Here is a 17,663-nt window from a genome sequence, read left to right as displayed (position 1 = left end):
GTGAATGACGGAGCGACGAGCGCGCGGTACGAGTCCGGCCGGACGAAGTGACCGCCGCCCGTCGCGGTCCGCCAAGTCCAAGGCGACCGCGGTATCCAAATCGCGGTCGGCCAGCGGCAAGAAGGAAACGACCGCCGCCGGGACCAAGACCGCCAAGCGCCGCACGACCAAGTCGAAGCCGGCCGCGAAAACGGAACGGCACGAACACAAGATCCTCGGCCTCTCCACCGGCCGCGCGGTGCTGCTGGCCGCCGTGCTGTGCGGTCTCGCGCTCACGCTGGCCGTCCCGCTGCGCACGTATTTCACGCAGCGCGCCGACGCCCACGCCCTGGCCGAGCAGAAGCACGAGCTGGAATCCGAGGTCGCGAGTCTGCGCGATCGCCGCGCCCAGCAACAGGATCCGCAGTACATCAAGGCGGAGGCGCGAGACCGTTTGCGGCTGGTGATGCCCGGCGAGACGCCCTATATCGTGCAGGTTCCCGGTATGGAGCAGGCCGCCATTCCGGCCCAGACCCCCAAGCCGCGAGCGCCCGACTCCTGGTACACGGAACTGTGGCGCAGCATCTCCGCGCCGCAGTCTGTAGCAGAGCCGCCCGCGAACCCGGCGCCCCAGCCGGCCCCCGCCCCCGCCCCCAATCAGGAAGGAACACCCCGGTGACAGCCCCCGAGCAACCCACCGAACGGGATCTCGAGATCGTCGCCGAACAACTCGGCCGGGCTCCCCGAGGCGTTCTCGCCATTGCCTACCGCACCCCCGACGGCCTCCCCGCCGTTGTGAAGACCGCCCCCAAACTGCCTGACGGCACGCCCTTCCCGACCCTGTTCTACCTGACCGATCCCCGGCTCACCGCCGAGGCCAGCCGGTTGGAGACCACGGGCATCATGAAGGACATGACCGAAAGGCTCGCCCAGGACGCCGAATTGGCCGCCGCCTACCGCGCCGCCTACGAGGGCTACCTGGCCGAGCGCAATGAGATCGAGGATCTGGGCACCGATTTCGCGGGCGGCGGCATGCCCGACCGGGTGAAGTGCCTGCACGTGCTCATCGCGCACGCGCTGGCCAAGGGCCCGGGGGTGAACCCGCTCGGCGACGAGGCGGTGGCGCTGGCCGCCGAGCACGGCCTGCGCGGCAAGGCCATCCCGGCCGATTGGCCGAAATACGAGGGAAGCTTCCAATGAGCGAGCGGATCGCGGGCGTCGACTGCGGCACCAACTCCATCCGGCTGCTGATCGCCGATGTTGCCGAGAGTGCTTCGGGTGCACCGCGTCTCACCGATGTGCATCGTGAGATGCGGATCGTGCGGCTGGGTCAGGGCGTGGACGCCACCGGGGCGTTCAATCCCGAGGCCATCGAGCGCACCCGGCTCGCGCTGCACGACTACGTGGATCTCATGATCGAGCACGGCGTGACCAGGGTCCGCATGGTCGCCACCTCGGCCACCCGCGATGCGAGCAATCGCGAGGACTTCTTCACCATGACCGGCGTGGAGCTGGGCCGGGTGGTGCCGGGCGCGCAGGCCGAGGTCATCACCGGTGACGAGGAGGCGCGGTTGTCCTTCGCCGGCGCGGTCGGCGAATTGGCCAGCGAGGCGGGGCCTTTCGTGGTCGTGGACCTGGGTGGCGGTTCCACCGAGGTGGTGCTGGGCGACAGCACAGGTGTGCAGTCGGCGTACTCGGCCGATATCGGCTGTGTCCGCATTACCGAGCGCTATCTGCACGGCAATCCGCCCAGCCGCGAGGAGGTCGCGTCCGCGCGTTTCTTCGCCTCCGAACGCCTGGCGCAGGCCTTCGGCGTGGTGGCGGTGGAACGTGCCCGCACCTGGGTCGGTGTGGCCGGCACCATGACCACGCTGGCGGCGGTCGCGCTCGACCTGCCCGAATACGATTCGGAGAAGGTGCATCTCACCCGTTTTCCGCTGAGCGAGGTCCGTGCCGTCTGTGACCGGCTCATCGCCATGAACCACGACGAGCGGGCCGCGCTCGGTCCCATGCATCCGGGCCGGGTGGATGTGATCGGCGGCGGTGCGGTGATCACCGAGGTGCTGGCCGATGAATTGGCTCGTCGGGCCGGTATCTCCGAGCTGATCGTGAGTGAGCACGACATCCTGGACGGTATCGCTCTTTCCATCGCCGGAACCCCCGGTGGTGAACCTGTGGCAAACTGAGCGGTCTTGTTTGGTGCATTACATCTGAACCGTGCACCCCGGAATGTGACGAGAGTCAACTTCTGAGGTTGCTGTCGGATTGCGCCTTATGGGAAGGTCTCCGTTATGTCAGGAGTAGCACACGACGCGAAACCGAGCACCGAACGCACACTGTTCGGACATCCCATCGGCCTCGCGAATCTGTTCGGCGTCGAGTTGTGGGAACGGTTCTCGTTCTACGGCATGCTCACCATCCTCGGCTACTACCTGTACTACTCGGTCACCGAGGGCGGCCTGGCGATGGACAAGGCCACCGCCACCGGCATCGTCGGTGCGTACGGTGGCCTGGTCTATCTGTCCACGGTGCTCGGCGGCTGGATTGCCGACCGCGTGCTCGGGATGGAACGCACCGTGCTGTACGGCGGCGTGGTGGTCATGGCCGGTCATATCGCCTTGGCATTGATCCCCGGGCTGGCCGGCGTCGCGGTAGGCCTGGTCGCCATCGCGCTGGGCTCCGGCGCACTCAAGGCGAACGCCTCCTCGCTGCTGGGCACCCTCTACAACAAGGACGACGCCCGCGCGGACGGCGGCTTCACCCTCTTCTATCTGGGCATCAATACCGGCGCCTTCGCCGGCCCGCTGATCACCGGCGTGCTGCAGTCGAATGTGGGCTTCCACTGGGGCTTCGGCGCGGCGGCCGTCGGTATGGCGCTGGGCCTGACCCAGTACGTGATGTTCCGCCGCAATCTCGGCACGCACGGCCGTGAGGTGCCGAACCCGTTGCCGCGCACCGCGGCCCCCAAGGCCGTCGCCGCGCTGGCGGGCGTCATCGTGCTGGTCGCGGCCGCCTGGGCGACCAAACTGCTGACCCTGGCCAGCCTGCCGAACGTCACCACCGGCGTGATCGTGGTGGCCTCCATCGCCTACTTCGCCGTCATGCTGACCAGCCCCAAGGTCGATGCCCTGGAACGCACCCGGGTGCGCGCCTTCATTCCGCTGTTCATCGCGAATGCCGTGTTCTGGTCGCTGTTCCAGCAGATGTTCACCGTGCTCGCGGTGTACTCCGACGAGCGCATCGACTGGGATGTGTTCGGCTGGACCGCACCGTCCAACTGGATCGGTTCCATGGAGCCGGTGTGGATTATCGCGCTGTCGCCGCTGTTCGCCATTCTGTGGACCCGGTTGGGCAATCGTGCGCCGAGCACGCCGCGCAAGTTCGCGCTGGGCGTGGTCGGCATGGGCGCGGCCTTCCTGCTGTTCACCATCTTCTCGGGCTCGCACGGCAAGTCGGTGCCGATCCTGTTCGTGTTCGTGGTGCTCGGCGGGTTCGCCATCTCCGAACTGCTGCTGTCGCCGATCGGCCTGGCCGTCACGACCAAGCTGGCCCCCAACGCCTTCCGCGCGCAGATGATGGCGCTCTACTTCTTCTCCGTCGGCATCGGCACCTCGATGTCGGGTGTGCTGTCGAAGTTCTATCACCCGTCGAACGAGCTGGCCTACTTCGGCATCACCGGTGTGGTGGCCATCGTGGTCGGCGTGATCGTCTGGCTGCTGGCGCCGTTCGTGAGCCGCCAGATGGAAGGCGTGCACTAACCGACCCCTGGTCAACTAGTCTCGAGCAACACCGCCCGACCGCAGTGCGGTCGGGCGGAGCTGTCGGTAAGGGAGGGACGGCATGCTGGAGCGGTACGAGATCGAGACGTTCCTGACCCTGGCTGCGGAGTTGCACTTCGGCCGGACGGCCGAGCGATTGCAGGTATCGACGGCCAGGGTCGGACAGATCATTACGAGACTCGAACAGCGGATAGGGGTTCCGCTGTTCGATCGCACTGTTCGCCGGGTCGAACTCACTTCTATCGGCAAGCAGCTGTACCTGGAGCTGAAGCCCGCTTGGGATCAGGTGGGTGTCGTCGTGCAACGCGCCATGGGCGCCGCACATGTGCTGACCGGAACGGTGCGGGTCGCTTTCGACGGCCCGGCGAGTGGACTGCTGCTGACCCGGATCTCCGATTTCTTCCGGAAACGGCTGCCGGACTGTGATGTCCAGTTGCGTGAGGTCCGGCTCCGTGAGCTCACGCTCTGGCTGCTCGGGGGCGAACTGGATATCGCGCTCAGTACCCTGCCGATCGAGGAGCCGGGGTTCACGCAGGGCTCGGTGCTCGTCTCGGAGCCCCGGCTGCTGGCAGTGGCCGCGGATCATCCCTTCGCGCAGGAACATTCGATTTCGCTCGAGGATCTGGCCCGGATGACGGTGCTCCAATTGCCCGGCACACTGCCGGAATCGCTACGCGCCGACCGCACTCCGAGCACGACTCCGGCGGGTCATCCGGTCCGGCTCGGGCGGTCCGCGGATACCTTCGACGAGATACTCACCCTGGTGGGGACCGGTCACGGCGTCTTCCCGGTGGGCGCGCAGGCGCGGCGCTATCACGTCCGGCCCGATATCGTCTATGTGCCGATTCGCGATGCGCCGCCGCTGAAGTGGGGCCTCGTCTGGCGCACCGCCGCCGAATCACCTCGCATCCGCGCCTTCGACGACGCCGCGCGTGACCTGCTCCGGCGCTCGTTCTCCGCCCCGGCCTGACCCGCCGCGCTCAGAGGGTGAGCACGATCTTGCCGCGCCCGCTGCGGGATTCGAGCAGTTCGTGGGCCTTGGCGGCCTCGTTCAGCGGCAGCACCTGCTCGACGTGCGGTATCAGCTTGCCCGCCTCGGCCAGTTCGGTCATCGCCTCCAGGCCGACGCGATCGGGTTCCACCGTGAGGCCGGCGAACCGGCGGCCGGCCGCGAGGGTGCGGTCGCGCAGCGCGAAGTCATTGCGGCCCACCGTGGATACCAGCATGCCGCCCGGTCGCAGCACCTCGATCGAGCGCGGGCCGTTGTCGCCGCCGACCGTATCGAACACGACGTCCAGGTCGCGCAGGACCTCGGTGAAATCCGTGATGTGATAGTCGATGATCTCGTCGGCGCCGAGTCCGGCGACGAACTCCCGCTTTCCGGCGCTCGCCGTCGTGATGACCTGTGCGCCCAGCGCTTTCGCGATCTGCACCGCCAGATGCCCGACGCCGCCGCCACCGCCGTGGATGAGCACCCGCTGCCCGGGTTCGAGTCGCGCGGTGTCGACCAGGCCCTGCCAGGCCGTCAATCCGGCCAATGGCAGTGCGGCGGACTGGATGTGGCTGATATTGCGCGGCTTGCGGGCCAGGTGCCGGGACGGCGCGGTCACGTATTCGGCGTACGCGCTCGCCGCGCGGGGAAAGAACGGCATGCCGTAGACCTCGTCGCCGACCTCGAACCGGGTCACGCCCGGCACGATCTCCTCGACCACCCCGGAGACGTCCCAGCCGACGATGAACGGCGGCGCGCCCAGGAATCGCGCCTGCCCGGAACGCACCCCGACATCGATGGGATTGACTCCGGCGGCGTGCACCCGCACCAGTACTTCGGACGGAATCGGTGTGGGTCGCTCGACCTCGGCGAGTTCGAGGACCTCGGGTCCGCCCACGGTGTGCTGGATGATCGCTTTCACGGCTGCTCCTCTTCGCGTATCGCTGTCCATCCTCGCACCGGAATGCGCTGGGCATCAGGCCATTCGGGGCGCCTGCCCGGGTGTGCGCGGCCGCGGGCCGATTCGGGGCCGATGGGGCAGGAAGAAGGGGCCGTCCGGATGCTGGCGGGCGCCCGCCGCCGTCCGTAACGTCGGGTCGGTATCCGACAGCGAAGGAGTGGTCCATGACGAGCGGGGCAGCCGATCTGGTGGTGCGCGCGGGCGCGATTCACACGCTGATGCCCGGGCAGCCGGCGCAGCGGGCGCTGGCCGTGCGCGGCGACCGGATCGTGGCGGTGGCGGCCGCACCGAACGGACTCGACGAGCTGATCGGGGCCGGCACGGAGGTGATCGACCGCCCGGCGGCCGCGGCGCTGCCGGCCTTCGACGACACGCATACGCATCTGATCATCGCCGGGAACAGCGCGCACGACGTGCCGGTGCATCTGGCGCGCGATATTCCGGAACTGCTCGGCATGATCCGGGAGCGCGCCGGGCGCACGCCGCCGGGAGAGTGGATTCGCACCACCGCCAACTGGCAGGAGATCAACCTGCCGGAACGGCGTTTCCCGACCGCGGCCGAACTCGATACCGCCACCGTCGATCACCCGGTGTACCTGATGCGCGGCGGCCACAATGTGGTCGTAAATCATCGGGCGCTCGAATTGGCCGGGCTCACGGCCGATACCCCCGATCCGGCGGGCGGGCACCTCGGCCGCGACGCCGACGGACTCACCGGACTGTTGCAGGACAATGCGATTCCACTGGTGGCCCGGCTGCTGCCCGCGGCCACCCCGGAGCAGCGCATCGACGGATTGCGCGCCGCCACCGCGGATTACGCGGCCAAGGGCATCGGCCTGGTACGGGATGCCATGGTGCCGATCGAGGATCTCGACATCCTGCACCGGGCGCTGCAGCAGGGCGCGCTCGGGGTGCGGGTGCGGGCCATGGCCTCGGCCCTCGGCCTCAGCGCCGCGGACAGCGTCGATGCCCTGCTCGACCGGCTCGAACAGTGGCGGTACCTGCCGGGGCCGTGGCTGTCGGTGTGGGGCGTGAAGTTCGGTCTGGACGGCGGTATCGAGGCGGGCGCGACCCGCGACCCGTACGCCTGCGATCACAGCTTCTTCGGCTATCTCACCTGGAAGCCGGATGAACTCACCGAGGCCATGGACCGCGTGCTGCGGCGCGGCTGGCGGATCGGCACCCACGCCTACGGTGACCGCGCGGTGGAAACGCTGCTCGATATCTATGCCGAACTCCGGCAACGGCATCCGGCCCTGCCCGCCGGGGCGCTGGTGATGGAGCACGGCGGCCTCACCGATGCCGCGCTGCGGGAACGCGCTGTGCGCCTGGATATTCCGGTCACCATTCAGCAGCCGCTGCTGCACGATGTCGCCCGCATCGAGGACACCTACTGGGGGCCGGAGCGGGTGAGCTCGCTGTTCCCGGCGCGGCAGTGGATCGATGCGGGCGCGCTGGTCACGGGCGGGTCCGATTATCCGGTGGGGTCGTACGGGGCGATGCGCTCGGTGTGGGGCATGGTCACCCGGCAGACCGTGACCGGCGTGCGCGGGCTCGAGCACGCGATCACCGTGCTCGAGGCGATCGCGCTGCACACCACCAATTCCGTTGCTCTGCTGGGCGAATCGGAGCTGCGTGGTGCGCTCACGCCCGGTCGCCTGGCGGACCTCACCCTGTGGGACGTCGATCCGACCACCGCGTCACCGGGCGAGCTGGCCGATTTGCAGCCCGTCTGCACCATCATCGGCGGCCGCATTGTGCATGGCACCCATATATGCATCGTGCACGGCGCCCATATATAAGGAGAATTCTTTCCATCCGGAAGTCTGTGACCAGGCTCACCGCCGGTGTACCCGGTCGGTGGGACCGGCCGGTGACCAGGTGGTTTCGCTCGGATACCGCCCCGTCCGGGGCGGAATATCGGATGGCCCTCCTACTGCGGGACAGGGAATACTGTCGCGCGACCGATGAGTTGACCGCGGCATCCCCGTCTCATGTGATGTGGCGCTTCGGTCATCGCGTCGCTCGTAGTCCGATCTTTCTCGCCCCGGAGGTATCCGATGTCCGCCGAACTATCCGCCGCGCCTACCGGGCGGCGGACTCCGACAGTCATCCGGCTGCTGGTGCTAGCAACCTTCGTGGTGATCCTCAACGAGACCATCATGATCAATGCGATCCCGCGCCTGATGGTCGATCTGCACGTCACCGACCGCACGGCGCAATGGGTTTCGACCGCGTTCATGCTGACCATGGCGGCGGTCATTCCGATTACCGGCTGGTTCCTGCAGCGGGTGACCACCCGCCGCGCCTACGCGCTCGCCATGTGCGTGTTCCTGGCGGGCACCGCATTGGCCGCCATCGCGCCGTCGTTCGAGGTGCTGCTGGCGGGCCGCGTGGTGCAGGCCTGCGGTACCGCGGTGATGATGCCGCTGCTCATGACCACGCTCATGACGGTGGTGCCCGAGCACGATCGCGGCCGGGTCATGGGCAATGTCACCCTCGCCATCTCGGTCGCGCCGGCCATGGGCCCGGTCATTTCCGGGCTGGTGCTGCAACTGGGTTCGTGGCGTTGGCTGTTCGTGTTCGTGCTGCCCATCGCCGCCGGCGTCACCTGGTTCGGCCTGCGCAATCTGGAGAACATCGGGGAGCCGCAGACCGGTTCGATCGACTGGTTGAGCGTGGTGCTCTCGGCGCTCGGCTTCGGTGGCCTGGTGTTCGGCCTGAGCCGCTTCGGCGACGGCAGCATCACCACTCCGGTGGCGATCGTGGTCGCGGGCGTCATCCTGATCGCCGCCTTCGCGCTGCGGCAGATCCGCTTGCAGCGCACCGATTCACCGCTGCTGGATCTGCGGGTGCTGCTGTCCTCCACGTACGCCAAGGCGCTGGTGCTGATGGCCGTGGCCTTCCTGGCCATGCTCGGCTCGATGATCCTGCTGCCGCTGTATCTGCAGAATCTGCGCGGCCTCTCGCCATTGCAGACCGGTCTGCTGGTCATGCCGGGCGGTCTGGCCATGGGTCTGCTGGGTCCGACGGTCGGCCGGCTGTTCGACCGCTTCGGCGGGCGGGTGCTGGTGATTCCCGGTGCGATCGGCATTGCCGCCGCGCTGGCCGGATTCACCCAGATCACGCTGACCATGCCGTACTGGCAGCTGGTGGCGCTGCATGTGCTGCTGATGATCTCGCTGGCCGCGGCCTTCACCCCGGTGTTCACGCTGGGCCTGGGTGCGCTGCCGATGCATCTGTACTCCCACGGCAGTTCGATGCTGGCCACGCTGCAGCAGGTGGCCGCGGCGCTCGGTACCGCGCTGGTGGTGACGATCATGTCCTCGCGCGCGAACACGCTGGAGCGGCACGGTGTGGATCCGCTCAGCGCGAACCTCACCGGTATGCGGCTCGCCTTCGCGGTGTCGGCGGTGCTGGCGCTGCTGGTGATCGCCATGGCGATCCTGCTGCCCAGCCGGTCCGAGTCGCCCGAGGCGGCGGTGGTCGTGGCGGATGAGCTCCCGGAGCTCGTGAAGGACTGAGACCACGGATCCCGTTGCGGGATCAGCGATTCCGAAACCGACGCAGGCCCCCGGCAATCGCCGGGGGCCTGCTGATTGACTGTAGGCATGAGCCTTTCGTCGCGGCTGGAGCAGGCCGGCCGACCACTGATCGAGCAGCAGCTGGCCCATCCCACGGTGGCCGGGATCGCGCGCGGTGACCTGCCCGAACCGGTCTTCCGCTCCTGGCTGGAACAGGATTACCTGTTCCTGCTCGACTATGTCCGGGTGTTCTCCCGCCTGGCCTGGCAGGCTCCCGATGCGCATCTGGCCGATCTGGTGGATCTCGCGCACGCCACCTATCACGATGAACTCTCGTTGCATCGTTCGCTCGCCGCGGAATTCGGCGCCGATCTCGACGGCGCGGTGAAAGGTGCTCCGTGCCGGGCGTATACGGCCTTCCTGTTGGATTCGGCCGCTTCTTATGCCGACGGACTGGCCGCTCTCTATCCCTGCATGTGGGGTTATTCGACCCTCGGCGCAATTCTCGCCGAGAACATGCCCCCGGATCCTCGGTATCGGCGGTGGATCGAAACCTATTCCGACCCGGCCTTCGCGGCGCTCACCCGTCGCTGCGCACATATGCTCGACGAGTCGGCTCCCGAGCCGGTTCGCGCGGAAACCCTTTTCCTGCAAGGCATGCGCCACGAACTGGACTTCTGGAACGTCCCCGACCAGCGATAGCAAGAAAGAGAGAGGATGCGATGACATCGCACGCAGGTTTTGCCGGCCGGACATATGTGGTTACCGGTTCCGCCTCCGGCATCGGTGCGGCGACCGCCGCGCTGCTACAGGAGCGCGGCGCGAAGGTCATCGGCTGCGATCTCGACAATGCCGATATCCGGGCCGATCTGTCCACGCCGGAGGGCCGGCAGTCATTGGTGGACCAGGTGACCGCGTACGGGCCGATCGACGCGGTACTGGCCATCGCCGGCGGCGGCAAAACCGCTCCGCTGCAGACGAACTACTTCGGCGCCGTCGCCACCTTGGCGGGTCTGCGTCCGCTGCTGGCCCAGAGTTCAGCGCCCCGCGCGGTGGCGGTCTCCTCGACCGCCTCGCTGGAGCCGGTGGGTGAACCCATTGTGCAGGCCTGCCTCGACGGTGACGAGGCCGTCGCTGTCGGTCTGCTCGAAGCGAATCCTGCGGCCGGCGGCCCGACCGGTGGCTACGGCATCGCGAAGCGCGCCTTGAACCGCTGGGTGCGCAGGCAGGCTCCGACGCCCGAATGGGGTGGTTCCGGTATCGCCCTGAATATCGTTGCCCCGGGTGTCGTCGATACGCCTGCCGCGGCTGCGCTCCTCGCCGACGAGAACATTCGTAAGCAGGTGGAAGCCGCTGCCCCGCAACCGTTCGGCGGTTTCCCGGGGCGCCCGGAATGGGTGGCCGAACTCATCTGCTGGTTGAGCAGTGCCGAAAACCGTTTCGTGACCGGTCAGGTCATCTTCGCCGATGGGGGTTCGGAGGCCGCGGTCGTCGGTGATCTGCTCTGGCGGTGATCCGCAGACCGGTCGGTCTGACGAGTCGCGCTCGTGCACGGCAGAATGGTCCAGGTGCAGATCGGGATGCTTGGGCCGTTGGAGATTCGTGCGGATGACGGCGGTTCGGTAGAGGTACCGGGCACCCGGCTCCGCGCCTTGGTGATCGCGCTCGGGCTCGAACCCGGCCGCGCGGTGTCGAAAGCGAAGCTGGTCGACTGGATTTGGGGCGAGCAGCCGCCCGCCGACGCGGCGAACGCCTTGCAGGCCTTGGTCTCCCGGCTGCGGCGGGTGCTGCCCGCGGGATCGATCGAGGTGCAGGCCGGCGGCTACCGGCTGACGGTGGCGCCCGAGGCGGTCGATGCGGTGCGGTTCGAACAGCTCGTCGACCAGGCCCGCGACAGTGACGACCTGCAACGGGTCCGGCTGCTGCGCGCGGCCCTGGAATTGTGGCGCGGCGCCGCCATGCAGGACCTCGAGCTGCCGGAGAACGCCGCCTTCGAGGCGGTGGTCACCCGGTTCGAGGCCCTGCACCTGACCGCGCTGGAGGACCGCTACGAGGTGGAGATCCGCCTCGGCCGCGGCCCGCAGATGGTCACCGAGCTGACCGAATTGGTGGCCCGGCATCCGGTCCGGGAACGGCTCGTCGCCGCGCTGATCCGGGCGCTCGCCGCCGCGGGCCGGGGCACCGAGGCGCTCACGGTGTACCAGCGTGCCCGCGAGGCGCTCGCCGATGAACTGGGCGTGGATCCGTCGCCGGAGCTGTCGGCACTGCATGTTTCGCTGTTGCGTGGTGAATTGGGTGTGCAGCAGCAGGAGGACCGCAAGACCAATCTGCGGGCCGAGCTGACCACCTTCGTCGGCAAGCAGGACGATGTCGCCGCCGTGCGGAAACTCGTCGGGGAGCATCGGCTCACCACGGTGAGCGGGCCCGGCGGTTCGGGGAAGACCCGGCTGGCGCTGGAGACCGCGCGCACCCTGCTCGGCGAGCTGCCGGACGGGGCGTGGCTGGTGGAACTGTCGTCCGTCGGTGCGAGCGCCGATATCGCGCAGTCGGCGCTCGCCGCGCTCGGGCTGCGGGATGCGCTGCTCGGTGGCACGGCGGATGCGGAACCGATCGACCGGCTGGTCGCCGCGATCCGCGAGCGCGAAATGCTGTTGATCCTGGACAACTGTGAGCATGTGATCGAGTCCGCGGCGGCGTTCGCGCATCGGGTGCTCGGTGAGTGCCGGCAGCTGCGAATTCTCGCGACGAGCCGGGAACCGCTCGGCATCACCGGTGAGGCGCTGTGGCAGGTCGAGCCGCTGGCCTTGCCGGCGGCGGCCGCCGATCCGGGTGAGATCGAGTCCTCGCCGGCGGTGCAGCTGCTGCGGGATCGGGCCGGTGCGGTGCGCAAGGATCTGGTGGCCGATGCGCAGACCCTGTCGAGCATGGCGCGGATCTGCCGGGCGCTGGACGGGATACCGCTGGCCATCGAACTCGCCGCGGCGCGCTTGCGCACCATGTCCCTGGATCAGCTGGCCAATCGCCTCGACGACCGGTTCCGGTTGCTCACCGGCGGCAGCCGGACCGCGCTGCCGCAGCACCGGACCCTGCGCGCGGTGGTGGACTGGAGCTGGGAGCTGCTCACCGAGCCGGAAAAGATTGTGCTGCGCCGGCTTTCGGTGTTCTCCGGCGGTGCGGGCCTGGATGCCGCCGAGCAGGTCTGCGCGGGGGCGGGCTATGGGGACGACACGCCGGTCGAGCAGTGGGAGGTGCTCGAGCTGCTGACCTCGCTGACCGAGAAATCGCTGCTGTCCATCGTGGGCGACAGCGGGCCGCGCTTCCGGATGCTGGAGACGATCAAGGAGTACTCCCGGGATCGGCTGGCTGAGGCGGGCGAATCGGAGGCCGCGCGCGCCGCGCATCTCGCGTACTTCACCGGATTCGCCGCGACCGCGGAACCGCGCCTGCGTCGCGCCGAACAGCTGGAGTGGCTCGCCGCGCTCGAGGTCGAGCACGACAATATCGCCGCGGCAATGCGCGGCGCGGTCGCGGCGGGCGACGGCGCCGGGGCTATGCGGCTCGCGGCGCAGGCCGGCTGGTACTGGTGGCTCGGCGGGCGCAAGGCCGAGGGCATGGAGTTGATCACCGCGGCCACCGAGGCACCCGGCGAAGCGGACGACGACTCCCTGGCCACGGTCTACGGGTTAGTCGTGCATTTCCTGTCCACCGGGCCGAGTGACGAGCACCAGGTGGGGGAGTGGATCGAAAAGGCGTACGGATTCAGCCTGCACAGCCGGTCCCGGCACCCGGCGCAGCTGTTCGTGGTCGCGCTGAAGGACATGATGCAGGGGCCGGACGCGGTGCTGCCCGCGTTCGAACCGATGCTCACCGACGAGGACCCGTGGGTGCGGGCGCTGGCCCGGTTGCTGCTCGGCAAGATGCGGATCGTGCTCGGTCAGCAGGGGCGGGATGCGGACGACTATCTCGAATCGGCGCTCGCCGAATTCCGGGGACTGGGTGAGCGGTGGGGGATTTCGTTCGCGCTGACCGAGACCGCGGACCGGATTGCCGTGCGCGGCGAGTTCGCCGCCGCCGTCGAGCTTTTCGAGCAGGCGGTCGCGGTGGTCACCGAGGTCGGCGCGATCGAGGACCTGATCCGCATGCGGTCGCGGCAGGCGCAGCTGCACTGGCTGCTGGGTGACGCGGAGTCGAGCGCCGCCACCATGGCCGAGGCGCAGCGCTGTGCGGAACGGGTCGCCTGGCCGAATACCTTGGCCGAGTTGGCTCTTGCGAAGGCGGAGCTGGCGCGCTGGCAGGGCGACAATGCGGAGGCCCATCGGCAACTCGGCATCGCGACCGGCCTGCTGGATTTGAAGTGGCCGAATATCCGGGCGATGAACCATGATCTGCTCGGCTATCTCGCCGAGAGTGTCGAAACGGCTCGCGAGCATCGTGTCGCCGCCTTCGAAGCGGCGTCCGAGGCGGGGCATGCGCCCTTGATCGCGCGGATGATCGTCGGGATCGCGGATCTGGCCTTGCGGGAGGAACAGTACGAGCGGGCCGCGCAACTGCTCGCGGCCGCCGATGTGGCGCGGGGCCTGCCGGATCGGTCGCAGCCGGATATCGCTCGTATCGAGCGGGAAACGCGAAATCGCCTCGGGGAACCGGAGTTCACCGAGGCGATGCGGGCGGGTGCGCAGTCGAGCTGGCATGAATTGGTCTCGATCACGCTCGCTTGTTGAACGTGGCCCGCGACCACAGGTATCCGACCAGGGCGATACCGGCGCACCAGGCCAGCGCGGCGGCGGTGTAGCCGCCCGACGGGTTCCCGGTCAGCAGTCCGCGCAGGGATTCGATGATCGGGGTGAAGGGCTGGTATTCGGCGAACTGCCGGATGCCCTGGCCCATCTGGTGCGCCGGAACCACCGCGCTGCTGACGAAGGGCAGCATGATGAGCGGCACGGTGGTCAGGCCCGCGGATTCCGGAGTCTTGGCGAACAGGCCCATGGCGACGGTCAGCCAGGAGGTGGCGAAGGCGGTGGCGGCGATGATGCCGATCGCGCCGGCCCAGTCCAGCAGCGTTGCCGGGGAACGGAATCCGAGGGCGAAGCCGACGCCGATGACGGTCGCGGCGGAGATCGCGATGGTCACCATGGTGGCGATGACGTGCCCGGTGAGGACGGCACCGCGGGAGACGTCCATGACCTTGAAGCGATTGATGATGCCCCGGGTCATATCGGAGTTGACGGCGACGGCGGTGGACGAGAGCCCGTAGCTGACGGCGAGCAGGATCATGCCGGGCAGAGCGTAATCGATGTACTTCTCGCCGACATTGAAGGCATTGCCGAACACGTAGACGAAGATCAGCATCATCACGACCGGCATCAGCGCGGCATTGAAGATGGTGACGGGTGTGCGGGCGGTGTGTTTGAAGTTGCGCCGCAACATGATCGACGAATCGGCCAGCGACGTGGACAGGGCGCTCGAGGTGGAGACGGTGGCGGGGGCGGTGACGGTGCTCATTGTGCGACTTCCTCGGAGGTGGTGGCGTGGCCGGTCAGGGCGAAGAAAACATCATCGAGATCAGGGGTGTGGATGGAAACGTCCGCGGCATCGATCCCGTGGTCGTCCAGTCGATTCAGCAAGTCCCGCAACGACTTCGTGCCGCCGTTGCCGGGGACCTGCAAGGTCAGCGGGTCGTCGTCGCGGCTGGAACCGGGCAGGATCCGTTCCGCCGCTTCCAGTTCGGCGCCGGCGGTGAACCGCAGCCGAATGTGGCTGCCGGGGATCCGCCGCTTGAGCTCATCGGGGGTGCCTTCGGCGACGATATGGCCCTGGTCGAGGACCGCGATCCGATCGGCCAGCTGATCGGCTTCCTCCAGGTACTGGGTGGTGAGGAGGATGGTGACGCCGTCGGCGGTCAGGTCGCGGACGATATCCCACATGGTGCGGCGGCTGCGCGGGTCCAGGCCGGTGGTCGGCTCGTCGAGGAACACGATCTCGGGGCGGGTGACCAGCGTCATCGCCAGATCCAGCTTGCGCCGCATCCCGCCGGAGTAGGTCGACGCCATCTTCCCCGCCGACTCCACCAGATCGAAGCGTTCCAGCAGGTTGGTGACGACTCGCTTGCTCTCCGCACCCCGCAGGCGGTGCAGGTCCGCCATCAATCGCAGGTTTTCTTCGCCGGTCAGCAGGTCGTCGACCGCGGCGAACTGTCCGGTGACGCCGATCGCCTTGCGCACGGCCTTGGTCTCGGTGGCGATATCGTGACCGGCGACGTAGGCGGTGCCGCCATCGGCTTTCAGCAGGGTGGTCAGGACGTTGACCGCGGTGGTCTTGCCGGCTCCGTTCGGGCCGAGCAGGGAGAAGATGGTGCCGGCCTCGACATTCAGATCGATACCGTCGAGAACGACCTTGTCCCCGTAGGCTTTCCGCAACCCCGAGGCTGCGATTGCTGTGTTGTTCATGTGGAGTACTTTCGCCAGCCGGCCTGATACGGGCCTGACACCAACCTGACACGCCACCTGACGTGGCAAAAACGCTGGTCAGGGCGTGGTTAGCAGTCCGTGTGCCAAGGCTGCCGTGACGGCGGCGGTGCGATCCGAGACGTCGAGTTTCGTGAATGCGCGCTGCAGGTGCGTTTTGACGGTCGTTTCGCTGATGTGCAGGAGCCGGCCGATCTCCGCATTGGTCAGTCCGTGCGCGACATGGCCGAGCACCTGCACCTCACGGGCCGACAGTGCCACGCGCGGAGGTGGCTGCCGGTGACGCAGCCGGGCGCTGACCGCAGGGGTCAGCACGGTCTCGCCCCGGGCGGCGGCGCGGATGGCCGCGGCGAGTTCGGCGCGTGAGCTGCCCTTCAACAGGTAACCGGAGGCGCCGGCCTCGACCGCGCGCACGATGTCGGCGTGGGTCTCGTAGGTGGTGAGGATGACCACCCGGGTGCCGGGGCAGGCGGCCAGGATCTGCTCGGTCGCGGTGGCGCCGTCGACTTCGGGCATGCGCAGGTCCATCAGTACGACGTCGGGGCGCAGGGCGGTGGCCACCGTGATCGCCTCCGCTCCGCCGGCCGCCTCGCCGATAACGGTGAGATCTGTTTCCCGGGAAAGCATTCCGTGCATGCCCTCGCGGACAACGGGGTGGTCGTCGACGAGCAGGACGGTGATCATGCGGGTGCCACGATATCCACCCGGGTGCCGGTGCCGGGGGCGGTTGTGACCGTGACCGTGGCGCCGACCTCCTGTGCGCGGCTGCGGAGGCCGGGGAGGCCGAAGCCGTCGGTGTGGTCGAGGTCGAAGCCGATTCCGTTGTCCGACACCGATAGTTGCACGCCATGAGCGGTCCGGATGAGCGCGACGGTCACACTGTCGGCTCGGGAGTGCTTGCGCACATTGGTCAATGCCTCCTGCACGGTACGCAGCAGAACCACTTCAGTGGCGGTATCGAGTTGCGGCACAGTCGAATCCACCTGCACCTCTACGTCGATGCCGGTCTCGTCGGCGAGCTTGCGGCAGCGCCGCCGCACGGATTCGGCCAGCGGGCCGACGCCCAGCTCGGGTGGTGTCAAGGACTCGACCATGGCGCGGGCTTCGATCAGGTTCTCCTGCGCCGTGGCCGCGATGAGCGCGATATGCCGCCGCGCGAGCCCGGGGTCGGCGTCGATCTCCGATTCGACGGCCTGGGCCAGTGTCGCGATGCCGGTGAAGCCCTGGGTGAGGGTGTCGTGGATTTCCCTTGCCAGACGGGTGCGTTCGGCCGCCGAACCCGCTTCCCGGGACAGTCGTGCGACGTCGGCGCGGCTGCCTTCCAGCTGGTGCAGTAGTGCGGCCAGTTGTTCACCGCGGTCGATGGCCAGGGCGATCGTCGCTCCGATGGCCGGGTTGAACACCACCGCGACCAGCGAAATCGTCAGTCCCATCGGTATATCCGTGTGTGCGATGAGCGAGCAGATCAGGGGTGTGAGGCTGATTGCCCCGGCGACCAGCATCGCCGGTCGTACCGGTAGCGACATGTAGATCAGCGCGTACACCACCAGCACCGCCGCGATGGCTCCCGCCGACCACCAGGCGGCGGCGATATAGAGCACCAGGGCTCCGGCCACGAACGTCACCGATCTCCGGTTCACCGAACGGTAGTAGAACGCGTCCGGGTTGTTGCGGCGGGGCGCGAGCTGCGCGGACCAGGCCAGCAGTGCTGCCAAGGCCGCCAGTGCGGGCCAGATACGGCCGGTATAGGCGTGCCGCAACAAGATTGCGAGAACGGCGCTGGCGATGAGGCCGCCCACCACGTAGCCGCCCCAGATCCGGTACCAGAATTCCCACCCCACGGGCGCCGGGCCGCGTGCTGTCATGTCTCGACGATAGCCCCGGTGCGGCCGTCCGGGTGTCCTTCGAACGGTGGACGTGCGCCCCCGTGGCCGCGGCCTACGCTGCGACAAAAGCCCATGTAAA

At 68.2% G+C, this 17,663-nt stretch carries 15 protein-coding genes; 10 read left to right on the top strand and 5 right to left on the bottom strand.

The window, feature by feature from the left end:
• Positions 1 to 4: 4 nt before the first annotated feature.
• From ACIP5Y_RS15085 to ACIP5Y_RS15065, 5 genes are all read left to right on the top strand, one after another.
• Positions 5 to 658, top strand: coding sequence for a septum formation initiator family protein (locus tag ACIP5Y_RS15085; protein ID WP_400350526.1), 654 nt, complete (start codon positions 5 to 7; stop codon positions 656 to 658).
• Positions 655 to 1,179, top strand: a complete 525-nt coding sequence (locus ACIP5Y_RS15080; RefSeq protein WP_400350525.1) for a DUF501 domain-containing protein — start codon at positions 655 to 657, stop codon at positions 1,177 to 1,179. The genes ACIP5Y_RS15085 and ACIP5Y_RS15080 overlap by 4 nt, the downstream gene beginning before the upstream one ends.
• Complete coding sequence (locus tag ACIP5Y_RS15075; RefSeq protein WP_400350523.1) at positions 1,176 to 2,165, top strand: exopolyphosphatase; 990 nt, start codon at positions 1,176 to 1,178, stop codon at positions 2,163 to 2,165. The genes ACIP5Y_RS15080 and ACIP5Y_RS15075 overlap by 4 nt, the downstream gene beginning before the upstream one ends.
• Positions 2,166 to 2,270: 105 nt before the next feature.
• Positions 2,271 to 3,737 (top strand): peptide MFS transporter, encoded by a 1,467-nt coding sequence (locus ACIP5Y_RS15070; protein ID WP_400350521.1) that lies wholly within the window; start codon positions 2,271 to 2,273, stop codon positions 3,735 to 3,737.
• An 82-nt stretch (positions 3,738 to 3,819) separates the two neighbouring features.
• A complete protein-coding gene (locus tag ACIP5Y_RS15065; protein ID WP_400350519.1) occupies positions 3,820 to 4,728 on the top strand; it encodes a LysR family transcriptional regulator in 909 nt (302 codons plus the stop codon).
• A 10-nt stretch (positions 4,729 to 4,738) separates the two neighbouring features.
• Here the strand turns inward: ACIP5Y_RS15065 and ACIP5Y_RS15060 are convergent, their stop codons facing one another.
• Positions 4,739 to 5,671, bottom strand: a complete 933-nt coding sequence (locus ACIP5Y_RS15060) for an NADP-dependent oxidoreductase (protein ID WP_400350517.1) — start codon at positions 5,669 to 5,671, stop codon at positions 4,739 to 4,741.
• Positions 5,672 to 5,874: 203 nt separating this feature from the next.
• Here ACIP5Y_RS15060 and ACIP5Y_RS15055 point away from each other — a divergent pair, with 203 nt between their 5' ends.
• The 5 genes from ACIP5Y_RS15055 (at position 5,875) to ACIP5Y_RS15035 (ending at position 13,955) form a co-directional block, all read left to right on the top strand.
• Positions 5,875 to 7,512: an amidohydrolase gene (locus ACIP5Y_RS15055; RefSeq protein WP_400350515.1), complete on the top strand. Its 1,638-nt coding sequence runs from the start codon at positions 5,875 to 5,877 to the stop codon at positions 7,510 to 7,512.
• A 258-nt stretch (positions 7,513 to 7,770) separates the two neighbouring features.
• A complete protein-coding gene (locus ACIP5Y_RS15050; protein WP_400350514.1) occupies positions 7,771 to 9,234 on the top strand; it encodes an MDR family MFS transporter in 1,464 nt (487 codons plus the stop codon).
• A gap of 87 nt (positions 9,235 to 9,321) precedes the next feature.
• Positions 9,322 to 9,936: a TenA family protein gene (locus ACIP5Y_RS15045; RefSeq protein WP_400350512.1), complete on the top strand. Its 615-nt coding sequence runs from the start codon at positions 9,322 to 9,324 to the stop codon at positions 9,934 to 9,936.
• 20 nt (positions 9,937 to 9,956) lie between these two features.
• Entirely contained in the window at positions 9,957 to 10,748 is a 792-nt protein-coding gene (locus ACIP5Y_RS15040) for an SDR family oxidoreductase (RefSeq protein WP_400350510.1), read from the top strand.
• Positions 10,749 to 10,826: 78 nt separating this feature from the next.
• Positions 10,827 to 13,955, top strand: a complete 3,129-nt coding sequence (locus ACIP5Y_RS15035; RefSeq protein ID WP_400350508.1) for a BTAD domain-containing putative transcriptional regulator — start codon at positions 10,827 to 10,829, stop codon at positions 13,953 to 13,955.
• On the opposite strand, the gene ACIP5Y_RS15030 is transcribed toward ACIP5Y_RS15035, so the two are convergent.
• The 4 genes from ACIP5Y_RS15030 to ACIP5Y_RS15015 all read right to left on the bottom strand — a co-directional run bounded on the left by ACIP5Y_RS15030 (position 13,939) and on the right by ACIP5Y_RS15015 (position 17,563).
• Positions 13,939 to 14,736 (bottom strand): ABC transporter permease, encoded by a 798-nt coding sequence (locus tag ACIP5Y_RS15030; protein ID WP_400350506.1) that lies wholly within the window; start codon positions 14,734 to 14,736, stop codon positions 13,939 to 13,941. The two genes, ACIP5Y_RS15035 and ACIP5Y_RS15030, sit on opposite strands and share 17 nt — an antisense overlap.
• Positions 14,733 to 15,680: an ATP-binding cassette domain-containing protein gene (locus ACIP5Y_RS15025; protein WP_400350504.1), complete on the bottom strand. Its 948-nt coding sequence runs from the start codon at positions 15,678 to 15,680 to the stop codon at positions 14,733 to 14,735. Before ACIP5Y_RS15025 ends, ACIP5Y_RS15030 begins: the two co-directional genes overlap by 4 nt.
• Positions 15,681 to 15,758: 78 nt before the next feature.
• The gene (locus tag ACIP5Y_RS15020; RefSeq protein WP_400350503.1) at positions 15,759 to 16,382 is read right to left on the bottom strand and encodes a response regulator; all 624 of its coding nucleotides are present in this window, start codon (positions 16,380 to 16,382) and stop codon (positions 15,759 to 15,761) included.
• Positions 16,379 to 17,563, bottom strand: coding sequence for a sensor histidine kinase (locus tag ACIP5Y_RS15015; protein WP_400350501.1), 1,185 nt, complete (start codon positions 17,561 to 17,563; stop codon positions 16,379 to 16,381). Before ACIP5Y_RS15015 ends, ACIP5Y_RS15020 begins: the two co-directional genes overlap by 4 nt.
• Positions 17,564 to 17,663 lie beyond the last annotated feature (100 nt).

The organism is Nocardia sp. NPDC088792 (assembly GCF_044750615.1).
Lineage (GTDB): Bacteria > Actinomycetota > Actinomycetes > Mycobacteriales > Mycobacteriaceae > Nocardia.
This window is presented reverse-complemented; position numbering and strand designations above follow the sequence as displayed.